At 70.6% G+C, this 11,561-nt stretch carries 9 protein-coding genes; 3 read left to right on the top strand and 6 right to left on the bottom strand.

Going from position 1 to position 11,561, the window contains the following annotated elements; translation table 11 throughout:
- The first annotated feature begins 141 nt into the window (after positions 1-141).
- Complete coding sequence (locus OG505_RS27155) at positions 142-1,671, top strand: hypothetical protein (protein ID WP_405428800.1); 1,530 nt, start codon at positions 142-144, stop codon at positions 1,669-1,671.
- Between the two features lie 82 nt (positions 1,672-1,753).
- Here the strand turns inward: OG505_RS27155 and rplI are convergent, their stop codons facing one another.
- The 4 genes from rplI to rpsF all read right to left on the bottom strand — a co-directional run bounded on the left by rplI (position 1,754) and on the right by rpsF (position 3,410).
- Entirely contained in the window at positions 1,754-2,200 is a 447-nt protein-coding gene (gene rplI / locus OG505_RS27150; RefSeq protein WP_007453817.1) for a 50S ribosomal protein L9, read from the bottom strand.
- 14 nt (positions 2,201-2,214) lie between these two features.
- A complete protein-coding gene (gene rpsR, locus OG505_RS27145) occupies positions 2,215-2,454 on the bottom strand; it encodes a 30S ribosomal protein S18 (protein WP_007073789.1) in 240 nt (79 codons plus the stop codon).
- 41 nt (positions 2,455-2,495) lie between these two features.
- Positions 2,496-3,029, bottom strand: coding sequence for a single-stranded DNA-binding protein (locus OG505_RS27140; RefSeq protein ID WP_234582687.1), 534 nt, complete (start codon positions 3,027-3,029; stop codon positions 2,496-2,498).
- 90 nt (positions 3,030-3,119) lie between these two features.
- Positions 3,120-3,410 (bottom strand): 30S ribosomal protein S6, encoded by a 291-nt coding sequence (gene rpsF, locus OG505_RS27135; protein WP_007453836.1) that lies wholly within the window; start codon positions 3,408-3,410, stop codon positions 3,120-3,122.
- 641 nt (positions 3,411-4,051) lie between these two features.
- Between rpsF and OG505_RS27130 the strand changes: the two genes are divergently transcribed.
- Together OG505_RS27130 and OG505_RS27125 are read left to right on the top strand one after the other, a co-directional pair.
- Positions 4,052-4,843: a deoxyribonuclease IV gene (locus tag OG505_RS27130; protein WP_405428794.1), complete on the top strand. Its 792-nt coding sequence runs from the start codon at positions 4,052-4,054 to the stop codon at positions 4,841-4,843.
- The gene (locus tag OG505_RS27125) at positions 4,840-7,011 is read left to right on the top strand and encodes a hypothetical protein (protein ID WP_405428792.1); all 2,172 of its coding nucleotides are present in this window, start codon (positions 4,840-4,842) and stop codon (positions 7,009-7,011) included. The genes OG505_RS27130 and OG505_RS27125 overlap by 4 nt, the downstream gene beginning before the upstream one ends.
- A gap of 7 nt (positions 7,012-7,018) precedes the next feature.
- Here OG505_RS27125 and OG505_RS27120 read toward each other — a convergent pair whose 3' ends face one another.
- Together OG505_RS27120 and OG505_RS27115 are read right to left on the bottom strand one after the other, a co-directional pair.
- A complete protein-coding gene (locus OG505_RS27120; RefSeq protein ID WP_405428790.1) occupies positions 7,019-8,527 on the bottom strand; it encodes a glycosyltransferase family 87 protein in 1,509 nt (502 codons plus the stop codon).
- A 125-nt stretch (positions 8,528-8,652) separates the two neighbouring features.
- Positions 8,653-11,553 carry a transglycosylase domain-containing protein gene (locus OG505_RS27115; RefSeq protein ID WP_405428788.1) on the bottom strand — a complete coding sequence of 967 codons (2,901 nt, stop codon included), beginning with the start codon at positions 11,551-11,553 and terminating at the stop codon, positions 8,653-8,655.
- Positions 11,554-11,561: the final 8 nt, after the last annotated feature.

Here is an 11,561-nt window from a genome sequence, read left to right as displayed (position 1 = left end):
GCTGCTGAAACGCGGTCCCCAGCCTGTGGAGGAGAATATTTTGGTCGGTTCTGTGACACGATCTTCCCGTACTATCTCCAGCGAACGGCTACACCTGGACAGCGGATTACGCTTTCGGTTCAGAAGGGTCACACTCCGGCCGTGAGTTACCGGGACTGGGGACGCGGGGAGGGCAGCCCGCGCGAGCGCCCGCCAACCGCCTCGTGGGGTGAGCCCATGCTGCCCGCTCCGGTCGACCCGTACGACGAGGACGCGCGCTACCGCACCTCCAGTCGACGGCGCGCGCTGGACCGTGGGCAGGACGAACCGGTCGACGCCTACCTGCCGCGGTGGGCGCTGGAGTCGGGGGTTCGGCACGCCGACGGCGGTGGCCGACACGCCGCGCCCGACGAGGACGAGCCCGAGGTCGAGCGTCCGAGTTCCGGGGGCGGCTGGCGAAGCACCGAGACGGGTGCGCGACGGCGTGCCATCGAGACGGGTTGGCGTGAGCAGCCGGCGATCGGCGCGGGCCCCGATTCGGACCACACCCGGGAGTGGACACTCGACCGACCACAGGACGGGGGGTACGCCGGCCGTCGGCGTGCCGACGCGGCGGAAGAGGAGCCGGTCTCCGGCGCGTTCCCGGACCGTCGTCCCCGCCGTGCGCCGGTCGGCCGTCCGCAGGTGATCTGGTCCGGTGGGGATTTGGAGTCCGATCCGGCCGACGGGACGTCTCGTCCGGAGCCGAGCCGGCCGACGCGGCGCAGCCGACGGGCGGCGGAGGAGTCGTGGACGCGTCCGGCGGTGGATCCGTGGGAACGCGGGTCGGAGCGGGCGGCGGAGCCGGACCCGCCGTACGCGCCCGCGGTGGATCCGTGGGACGCGTCGGGTGTGCACGCGTGGCCCCCGGCCGGCCCGGATGGCACCGACCTGAGCGAGCAGTGGTCGCAGGCGGAGAGCGTCGGTGGCTGGGAGCGGTCGGACCGCACCGGCCAGTGGGAACGCTCGGCGGTCGAGGACGATCAGTGGGACCGGACGCTTCCGCCCCGTTCCGACCGGTTCACGGCGGCCGAGGGGTGGCCGAGCCGGGACAGCGGTTTCTGGTCCGGCACGCGGTTGTCCGGGGACGATCCGCGCTGGATGGACACGACGACGTCGGCACCCCGGTCGCCGGTGGTCGGTTACACGGCTCCGCGACCGCGCAGTGCTCCCGTGCCTCCTGATGACGCCCGGCGTCGGGCGGACCGGTCGCCGGTCGGCGCGGCGCCGGTCCGACGGCGGGTGGAGTCGGTGGCGACGGGCGGTTGGGCGCGTCGTCTGGAGGACGACCTGCTCGACCCGGATCCCGGTGGGTCCATCCGGCCCCTGCTCTACACCGCCGCGTGTTACCTGGTGCCGGCAGTGCTGATCTTCCTGTGGTTGCTGACGTTGGACGGGCAGGCGCCGGCGGGGTGTGTCACCGACATCAGCGGGGGTGGCTGCGACTCTGCCCGCTCACGCGCGTTGGAGTCGCTGCTGGCCGGCTCGCCGCGCTTCGGGTTGGCGCTGGTGAGCAGTCTGGTGGTGGCGGCCCTGCTGCGGCGGGTGGGCACGACGTGGCGGTCGGCCACCATCGCGCTGGCCGCCGCGGTGGTCGGCGGTGGCCTCTCCACGGTGCTGATCAGCGCGGTGACCGGTCAACCGATCGGCTGACGGCGGGCCGGTCACGCAAGGGCATGCGCGAGGGCCCGCACCGAACGCTCGGTGCGGGCCCTCGTCGTGGTGCAGCTGGTCGTCAGCCCTGAACGACGTTCAGGTTGAACGACGCGGTGACCTCGGGGTGCAGCTTGATCTTCACCGGGTAGGTGCCGGTCGACTTGATGTGACCGGGCACCTCCAGCCGGCGACGGTCGAGGACCGGGCCGCCAGCGCCCTTGACGGCGTCGACGATCTCGGCCGAGGTGACCGAGCCGAAGAGCCGACCGCCGTCGCCGGCGCGGGCCTTCAGGTTGACCTTGAGACCCTCGAGCTGGCCCTTGACCTCGTTCGCGTGGTCGAGGTCGCGGATCTCGCGGGCCGAACGGGCCCGCTTGATGACCGTGACCTGCTTTTCCGCGCCCTTGGTCCAGGCGATCGCGAAGCCCTGCGGCAGCAGGTAGTTACGGCCGAAGCCGTCCTTGACCTCGACGATGTCGCCCGGGGCACCGAGGCCGGACACTTCCTGAGTCAGGATGATCTTCATATCGGTGCCTCCTCTCAGCGGGCCGTTGCGGTGTACGGCAGGAGCGCCATCTCGCGGGCGTTCTTGACCGCGCGGGCGATCTGCCGCTGCTGCTGCGAGGTCACGCCGGTGACCCGCCGAGCGCGGATCTTGCCGCGGTCGGAGATGAACTTGCGCAGCAGCGCCGTGTCCTTGTAATCGATATAGGTGATCCCGTCCTTGTCGAGCGGGTTCACCTTCTTCTTCGGCTTGCGAAGTGCCGCAGCCTTGGCCATTGACCTTGCTCCTGGTTTGCGATCGCGGGCGCTCGGCGCCATTAGAACGGAGGCTCCTCGTCGAAGTTGCCGCCCGAACCGGCACGCGCGGGAGAGGGTGCGGCCGAAGCCCAGGGGTCGTCGAAGTTGCCTCCGCCGCCACCCTGGCCACCACCGCCGCCACCACCGAAGCCGCCGCCACCGCCACCGGAGCGGGACATCTTCTGCACCTTCGCCGTGGCGTAGCGCAGCGACGGGCCGATCTCGTCGACCTCAAGCTCGATGACGGTGCGCTTCTCGCCCTCGCGGGTCTCGTAGGACCGCTGACGCAGCCGGCCCGAGACGATCACGCGGGCGCCCCGCTGCAGCGACTCGGCGACGTGCTCCGCCGCCTGACGCCACACGGTGCAAGCCAGGAAGAGCGGCTCGCCGTCCTTCCACTCATTGGTGGTCTTGTCCATGAAACGGGGCGTCGAAGCGACCCGGAACTTGGCGACCGCCGCACCGGACGGGGTGAACCGCAACTCGGGGTCATCGGTCAGGTTGCCGATGACCGTGATGGTGGTGTCTCCTGCCATGACCATCTCCTCGCGCACTCAGCGTCTCGTCGTACAGGCTCTCAGAGCCGTACGACAGAGTCGCGGAGGCTGATCCGGGCGAACCGGGTTGAATGCCGGACTGAATGCTTAGCGCATCTCCGGCCGGATGACCTTGGTGCGCAGCACGGACTCGTTCAGCCGGAGCTGACGGTCCAGCTCGGCCACGGCAGCAGGCGTAGCCTGCAGGTCGACGACGGCGTAGATGCCCTCGGCCTTTTTGTTGATCTCGAACGCGAGGCGCCTGCGGCCCCACACGTCCGTCTTCTCAACCGAGCCACCCGCGGTCCGAATCACGTTCAGGTACGTGTCGAGCGACGGGGCGACGGTGCGTTCCTCGAGGCTGGGATCGAGGATCACCATGATCTCGTAATGACGCAAGACGTGCTCACCTCCTGTGGGCTAAGCGGCCACGGTCCTTCCGTGGCAGGAGGTCGTGCGTCGCTGCCCGCACGTGCCGGGGGAACCCGGCCGGACGCGGACAACCTGACCAGGATACCCGGTCCGGACGATCATGCCCGGGGTGGCCGGGCCAGTGCCCCGGGCATACCGACGGGGGCCCGCCGCCCGACCGTCACTGGTCGGTGGCGAGCCCCCGTCAACGAGGCCGCGGAGCGTCCCGTCCGCATTCCTTGGGTGGGACCTGGGGAGGAACGACCACACCGATGAGGTTGGACCGAAGACGCCCCGCGGAGCTTTATCGTGTTGTTATCTGACGATACAACGGCTCTCGTCCCTTGTTGGGGCAAAAGGCAGAATTTTCCGAGATTCTGCAACGGCGGAGATCTGGTACGTCGAGGGGTCGCCCCCGCGACGCCGGGCCGCGCCGCGGGGATGACCTCGCTCTCGGGCCGACGAGCGCCGACTGCCATGCGCGGCGGACCCGCCACGCGCAGCCCCGGGCCCTGCTCGCCGGGTTCCATCCCATCAACGATCGTCGACCAGCCGGGGTGACGCGACGAGCGACGACACCGCGCCGGTCATCGCCGCAGCCGTCGGGGTCGCGACGTAGGCTCGCTGCCATGCGTATCGGAGCCCACGTCGATTCGACCGACCCGCTGGCGGAGGCGGCCGCCCGGTCCGCCGACACCGTGCAGTTCTTCCTCTCCGACCCGCAGGGATGGAAGGCCCCCAAGCCGCGGGAGGACGCCGAGCGGCTGCGCGCGGCCGAGGTCGACCTCTACGTGCACGCGCCCTACGTCATCAACGTGGCGACCCTCAACAACCGCATCCGGATCCCCAGCCGCAAGCTGCTGCTGGGCCACGCCACCGCGGCGGCCGCGATCGGCGCCAAGGGCCTGATCGTCCACGGCGGGCACGTCAACGCCGGGGACGACCTGGCGGTCGGCTTCGACAACTGGCGCAAGACCTTCGCGTACGCGGCCGACTCCGGCGGCTTCGGCGTCCCGGTTCTCATCGAGAACACCGCCGGCGGCGACAACGCCTGCGCCCGCCGGCTGGACGCGCTGGCCCGACTCTGGGACGCCATCGGCGACCACGAGGTCGGCTTTTGCCTCGACACGTGCCACGCGTACGCCGGTGGCGAGGAGTTGCTCGGTCTGGTCGACCGGGTGAAGGCGATCACCGGTCGGATCGACCTGGTGCACGCCAACAACTCCAAGGGCGCGTTCAACTCCGGTCAGGACCGGCACGACAATCTGGACGGCGGGACGATCGACCCGGAGCTGGTGGTGGCCGTGATCCGGGCCGCCGGTGCGCCGGTGGTCGTCGAGACCCCGGGCGGCGTATCCGGTCAGGCTGCCGACATCGACTTTCTTCGCCAGCAGCTCGGGACGGAGCGCCCGGCCGCATGACCACCGGACAACCCGGGAACCCCCGGCCCACTCCGACCGACGACGCCCCGGGCCGACCGGCCTCGACGCGCGCCGGGGAGCGTCCCGCTCCGCCAGCTCCCGCCCCCGCCACGTCGTCCACCGACGCGACCGTCGACACCGACGCGGACAACCCGTCCCGCGCCGATGACACGCCAGCCGCCACCGCTGGGGCCAACGGCGCCACTGCCCCGAACGGCCGACCAGAGCGCGACGCCACGAAGGACGACATCGCCAAGGTCGGCGGCAAGAAGTCCGCCGCGAAGGGCGCCACGGTCAAGGACGCCGCGGTCAAGGACGCCGACGAGGCCGAGGGTACGAAGGCGGATGACGCCGACGCTCCGCGCAAGGCCGACGGTGACGCGAAGCCGGTCGAGGCCGAACGCTGGGAGGCGTTCGCCTCGGCGCCGGAGCCGCAGCCCAGTCGACTCAGCCGAGCCACCCACGCCGTCGGCCGGTTCCTGGTCCACGAGTGGACCCTGGCCGCCCTCGGCGCGCTGGCGCTGGCCGTGCTGATGACCTGGCCGACGCTGCGCTACCCGCGCTACACGCTTCCGCAGGACCACTGGGACCCGAGCCTGCAAGCCTGGCAGATGGCGTGGTCCGGGCACATCCTGCTGGCCGACCCGGCCCGACTGTGGCAGTCCAACACGTTCTTCCCGGAACTGTGGAGCTTCGCGTTCTCCGACACGCTGCTCGGCTACGCCCCGGCCGGGATGCTCGGCAGTGGTCCCGAGGACGCGGTGCTGCGCTACAACATCGTATTCGTGCTGGCGCACGCGCTCGCCACGTTCGGGGCGTACGCGCTGGCCCGGCAGCTCGGTGCCGGTCGGATCGGCGCCGCCGTGGCCGGGGTCGGCTACACCTACGCGCCGTGGCTGCTGGCCCAGGCCGGGCACCTGCATGTGCTCTCCAACGGTGGCATCCCGCTGGCGCTCGCGATGCTCGCGCGGGGGCACGGCTGGTCGCTGCGGCACGGCTACCGGCCGGAGCGGCGGCATGACGGCTGGGTGTACGCCGGCTGGCTGGTGGCGGCCTGGCAGGTCAGCCTCGGGTTCGGCATCGGCCTGCCGTTCGCGTACTTCCTGGCCGGCGTGGTGCTCGTCGTCGCGGTGCTGTTCCTCGTCCGCCGGCTGAGGTCCGGCCGGGCGCTGCCGTTCGGCCGCCGACTCCTCGTGGCCGACGTGGTCGGTGGGGTGTTCTTCGCCGGGGTGGGCCTGCTGATGGCGTTCCCGTACTTCAAGGTGACCCAACTGCACCCGTACGCCGAGCGGACGATCCGCGACATCAGCGCCTTCTCGCCACCGGCGTCCGGCTTCGTGACCGCACCGGCCCAATCACGGATCTGGGGTGGGTTGCACGAGGGCGCCCGCGCGGCGCTGCCGTGGCATCCGGAGATGACGCTGCTGCCGGGCTTCGTGCTCTACGCGTTGGCGGCCGGCGGGCTGTTCTTCTCGGTCTGGCGGCTACGGCACCGGTTGCTGTTGCTCGTCGGGGTGCTGGTGACGATGGCCTTCGCGATGGGTACCCGCTTCTTCGACGGCACATTCACGTACGTGCCGCTCTTCGAGCACGCGCCGGGCTGGAACGCTCTGCGGACCCCGGGCCGGCTGATGTTGTGGACCACGTTGCTGCTCGCGTTGCTCGCGGCGGGCGCGGTCACCGCCCTCACCGACCGGGTCCGTGAGCTGGCCGCGCAGCGGATCCCGTCCTGGCCGGGGCCGTGGCTGCGGATGGCCACCCTGCTGCCGCTGCTGCTGGTCACACTCGAGGGCCTGAACGCCACCCCGCATCCGGTGGTGCCGGCCCAGCCGGCGGCGATGCGCTCGGCCGAGGGACCGATGCTGGTGCTGCCCAGCAACCAGAGCATCGACCAGCACGTGATGCTCTGGTCGACCGACGGGTTTCCAGACGTGGTGAACGGCGGCAGCGGTTTCACGCCTCGCCAGCTCGATGATGTCCGTCGGGTGAGCCAGTCGTTCCCCGACCAGACGAGCGTCGACTACCTGCGGACGTTCGGCGTGCGCACGGTGGTGCTGCTCCGCAGCCAGGTGCCCGGCACCCCGTGGGAGATCACCATCGACGCACCGGTCGAGTCGCTCGGCATCACCCGCCAGGACGTCGGCGACGCCGTCGTCTATCGACTCTGACTCTCTCTCACGTGGTGATGGCCGGCTCCGGTTCGGGTTCGGTGGTCGTTGCTCGGCGGCGCCACCGGTCCAGCCAGGGCGCGTCTGGTGCGCCGTCGAGCACGCCGCCGTCCGGGTCGTCGGCATAGGTGGCCCGTACCGCGTCCTGCTCGGGGTGCAGGATCTCCCGGATGACCAGCACGCACAGCACCACCACGGTGGTCAGTCGCAGCGTCGACGCCAGCACGAACACCCCCTCCGGGAAGACCGGGCGGCTGGTCGCCGCGCCGAGCAGCTCACCGTAGAAGGCGACGAAGTAGCAGACCTCGGCGAGCTGCCAGGCCAGGAAGGCCCCCCACTTCGGGCGGGCCAGCACCACCAGCGGCAGCATCCAGAGCACGAACTGCTGGGACCAAACCTTGCTGAAGATCAGGAACGCGGCGACCACCAGGAAGGCGAGTTGGGCGAGCCGGGGCCGGCGCGGCGCCCGCAGCGCCAGCACGGCCACGCCGAGGCAGGCCAGCCCGAACAGGGCGTACGAGATGGTGTTGAGGGCGGGGATGTTGGCGTTCAACCATTCGAACGGCCCCTGCTGGCCGGGGTCGTTGCCGACCTTGCCGTCGAGGTAACGCCCGACGTACCAGAGTGTGCCCCAGTCGATCGGCCGGGTCGTGTTCAGCTCGAAGAACCGGCCCCAGTTGTCGGGGTAGGCCCGCGCGGGTTGCAGGTTCACCAGCACCACGGCGGCGATCGCGGTGCCGGTGGCGATGAGCGCGGCGCGGAGCCGGTTGGCCCGCAGCGCCAGGACGAGGATCGGCCCCAGCAGGAACAGCGGCCAGAGTTTCGCCGCGCCGGCCAGGCCGAGCAGCACGCCGGCCACCGCCGGCCGTTTCCGGGCCCAGGCCAGCAGACCGAACGCCGCCAACCCGATGGCGAGCAGGTCCCAGTTGACGGTGGCGGTGAGCACCAGCGCCGGGGCGAGTGCGAACAACGCGGCGTCCCAGGGTCGTCGGCGGCGCAACGCCAGGATCACCGCCACGGTGGCAATGGCGAGAGCACCGAGCACGAGCGCGTTGAGGTTGTAGAACCACTGGCCCTGGTTGATGCTCGGGTCGCCGTCGCCGATGGCGTGTACCGGCAGACCCAGCGCCCCCATGAAGTAGCCGGTCAGCACCGGGTATTCCACCGGGTGGTCCCGGTAGGGCACCTTGCCCTCGTTGAGACCCTCGGCGTAGTAGAGGGCGAGCACGTCGGTGTAGCAGAACCGGGTGTACTGGACGTTCTTCTGCCACGCGCCGTCCTGGCACGGGGATTTTTGCACCCAGTGCAGCGCGAGTGTGAGGCAGGCCAGCGCCAGGACGATCCGGACGACGGTCCAGAACCGGCGCTCGTGGCCGGCCGGCCGGTCCAGTGCCGTCGCGTGGTCGCCGAGCGGCCCGCCGATGGCGCCGGAGAGGCCGCGGACGAACCCATCGGAGCGGGAGGGGTGGTCGGTGGTTCCGGCGTCGTCGATGCCGGGCGTCGACTGGGTGCTCATGAAAAGGCATCCTGCCGTACGACGGGGGTGCGCGTCCTGTCCCGACGCGGAGATCGAGGGTACGGAAACGCCGCCGCCGGCCGGACGAGTCGTCCAGCCGGCGGCGGCGTCATGCGTGGTGCGGGTCAGTCCCGTGTGGTCGGTGGCAAGTCGGGCAGCAGCCCACCACCGTTTCCGCCGTTCCCGGGGCCGCCGGGGCCGCCAGGGCCGCCAGGGCCGCCAGGGCCGCCAGGGCCGCCAGGGCCGCCAGGGCCGCCGGGGCCGCCGGGGCCGCCGGGGCCGTTGCCGCCGTTGTTGCCGTCGGTACGTGGGCAGAACAGATTGGTCAGCGAGTCACAGGTCGTCCCCGGCCCACCGGGCTGACCCGACGGCGGCGGTGGCGCCTCCGACTCCTTGCCGTTGCCCTTGGTGATGTCGCCCTCGCCGGTGACGGTGGGCAGGGGGATCTCCTCCTGCCCCTTGAGGGCGGTGTTCATGTACTTCTCCCAGATGGGGCCAGGAAGGGTCGAACCGCCGATCGGCTTACCACCCGCGAGGCGGATCTGGGGCTTCTTCGGATCCCGGCTGCCCACCCAGACAGCCGTGGCGAGCTGTGGGGTGTAGCCGACCGTCCAGGCGTGCGCGTTGTCCTTGTTGTCGTACTCCCAGGTGCCGGTCTTGGCGGCGGCCTGGCGGCCGTCTTCCAGCGAGAGATGGTTGGGGGCGGGAATCTGCTTCAGGACAGCGGTGACCTCATCGGTGATCTTCTTGTCGATCCGCTGCTCGGGCTTGATCCGCTCGCTGCCGACGACCTTCCACTTGCCGGTGTCCTTGTCCTGCTGCTCGACCTTGATGACGAAGTGCGCCTTGATGTACTTGCCGTCGTTGGCGAAGGTCGCCATCGCGTTGGCGTGGTCGAACACGGTGATCGGGTACTTGCCGAAACCGGTGTAGTTGTCGAACGGGTTCGGCCCCTTCTTCGACAGGTCGAAGGCCTGCGGCGGGTCGACGCCCCACATGGTGGTCACGCCGGCCTTGTGGGCCATGTCGACCACCTTCTCGGCGCCGATCTCTCTGGTGACCCAGTAGAAGGGCACGTTGTACGACTGGATCGTCGACTCTTCGAGGGTGCAGTACTTGCCGCATTTGAGGTTGGTACGACCGGCGTTACCGATCGGAACCTTGGAGCCCTCGGGCTTGTACGGCGTGGGATCCCAGTGCGACTTCACCGAGATGCCCGCCTCGATCGCGGCGGCCAGCGTGTAGACCTTCATCGACGAGCCCGGTGAATGACCACCGGTCAGGTCGCCGTTCTTGTCGGTGTTCTTGCCGGCGTAGTCGAAGTCGGCGCCGCTGTCACCGCCGTAGTAGGCGAGCACACGCCCCTTCTTCGGGTCGATCGAGACCACGGCCGCCATCAGGTTCTTGGGCTGGTCGTTGAGCTCGGAGCCCTTCTTCGACTGCATCGCCGTGTTCTCGGCGGCCGTCTGGAGCTTCGGGTCGATGGTGGTGGTGATCCGGTAGCCGCCGTCGCGCAGGGCGTCGACACAGCTCGTCTTGCCCTCCGCGCCGGTGTCGGAGCAGAGGCCCATCGCGTCCATCTCCTGACGGACGTAGTTGATGACGTTGCCCCGAGGGCTGTCGACGCCGAAGCCGTTGCCGTCCTTCTTCGGCGGCAGCACCTTGGGGTACTCGGTGGGCGCCGGTGGGTGGTTGGGGGAGTCCAACCAGCCCTCCTTCTTCATCCCGCCGATCACGTAGTCCCACCGGGTCTTGGCGTCGGTCGGGTTGACCGCCGGGTCGTATCCCTGGTGGGTGTCGCTCGCCACCGGCTGCTTGATGAGCGCCGCCAGGACCGCGCCCTCGGCGGGAGTCAGCTTGATCGCCGGCTTGCCGAAGTACGTCTGCGCCGCCGCCTCGATGCCGTACGCGCCGCGTCCGAAGTAGATCACGTTCAGGTAGTGCTGCATGATCTCTGGCTTGCTGTACGCGTCGTTCAGCTTGGAGGCGAGAATCGCCTCCTTGACCTTCCGACCGTACGTGTCGTCCTTGAGGTTCTCGAACGCGTTGCGGGCGTACTGCTGGGTGATCGTCGACGCGCCCTGCTTGTCGCCGTTGGAGACGTTGTTCCACGCGGCCCGGACGATGCCCTTGTAGTCGACGCCCGAGTGCCGGTAGAAGTTCCGGTCCTCGGCGGCGGCCACCGCATGCTGCACGTACTCGGGGATCTGGTTGATGGTGACGAAGGTGCGGTTCTCGCTGCCCAGCTTTGCCAGTGTGGTCTTGCCGTCCTTGGCGTAGACGGTGGTGGACAGCGGCAACGGCAGTTCCTCGGGCATGACGACGTTCGTCGAGTAGTAGGTGAACCCGACCACGCCGGCACCGGCGAGCATGATGAAGACGGCGAACCCGGCGATCAGCAGGTTCATCCGTTTGCGCTTCTTGGCCCGTGCCGCCCCGCCGGGGTCGCCCGCTCCGCGACCGCCCCGACCCGGACCGTTCGGTCCGCCAGGACCACCGGGGCCGCCCGGTCCACCGGAGACCGGCGAGACGCTCGCCCGGGCGACCGCGGAGCGGCCACCCACCGACGCGGAACCGACGCTGGCCCGGCCCGCCGAGGCGGCGCCGACGGCGGCGGTGCCGACCCGCGCCCGGCCCGCGGGTGCGCCCGGTGCCGGGGACACCGGGACGGAGGCCCGGCCCGCGCCAGCGCGGCCCGCGGCCACTCCTGGCGCCGGCGACACGGGCACCGAGGCTCGGCCGCTGCGGCCCGGCGTGGCCGAGCCGACCGACGCGGACCCGGCCGCGGCACCGCCACGTGGCGGCACGGACGCCGAACCACCCACCGACGCGCGACCGCCGGCGGCCGGCGGTGTCACCGAGGCACGACCGGGGGGCGCCGCAGACTCCGAGGCGGACCAGCCGCCTGCACGAGAGTCACCTCCGGGCCGGCGGTACGCGTCGTCCGCGCCCGGTCCGGGGTCGCCGTTCGGGCCCGGGTACTGGGCCCGCCCGCGCGCAGAACTGGGATCGCCGTACGAGTTCATTCCTCACA

The sequence above is a fragment of the Micromonospora sp. NBC_00617 genome (assembly GCF_045161355.1).
GTDB lineage: Bacteria > Actinomycetota > Actinomycetes > Mycobacteriales > Micromonosporaceae > Micromonospora.
Note: the sequence above shows the minus strand (reverse complement) of the source record. Positions and strands in the feature narration are given on the sequence as shown.

What these genes read in the sequence shown, in the direction of transcription:
- OG505_RS27130 (WP_405428794.1), top strand. Translation starts at nt 4,052, where the DNA reads ATGCGTATCGGAGCCCACGTCGATTCGACCGACCCGCTGGCGGAGGCG.
- OG505_RS27120 (WP_405428790.1), bottom strand. Translation starts at nt 8,527, where the DNA reads ATGAGCACCCAGTCGACGCCCGGCATCGACGACGCCGGAACCACCGAC.
- rpsR (WP_007073789.1), bottom strand. Translation starts at nt 2,454, where the DNA reads ATGGCCAAGGCTGCGGCACTTCGCAAGCCGAAGAAGAAGGTGAACCCG.
- OG505_RS27125 (WP_405428792.1), top strand. Translation starts at nt 4,840, where the DNA reads ATGACCACCGGACAACCCGGGAACCCCCGGCCCACTCCGACCGACGAC.
- rplI (WP_007453817.1), bottom strand. Translation starts at nt 2,200, where the DNA reads ATGAAGATCATCCTGACTCAGGAAGTGTCCGGCCTCGGTGCCCCGGGC.
- OG505_RS27115 (WP_405428788.1), bottom strand. Translation starts at nt 11,553, where the DNA reads ATGAACTCGTACGGCGATCCCAGTTCTGCGCGCGGGCGGGCCCAGTAC.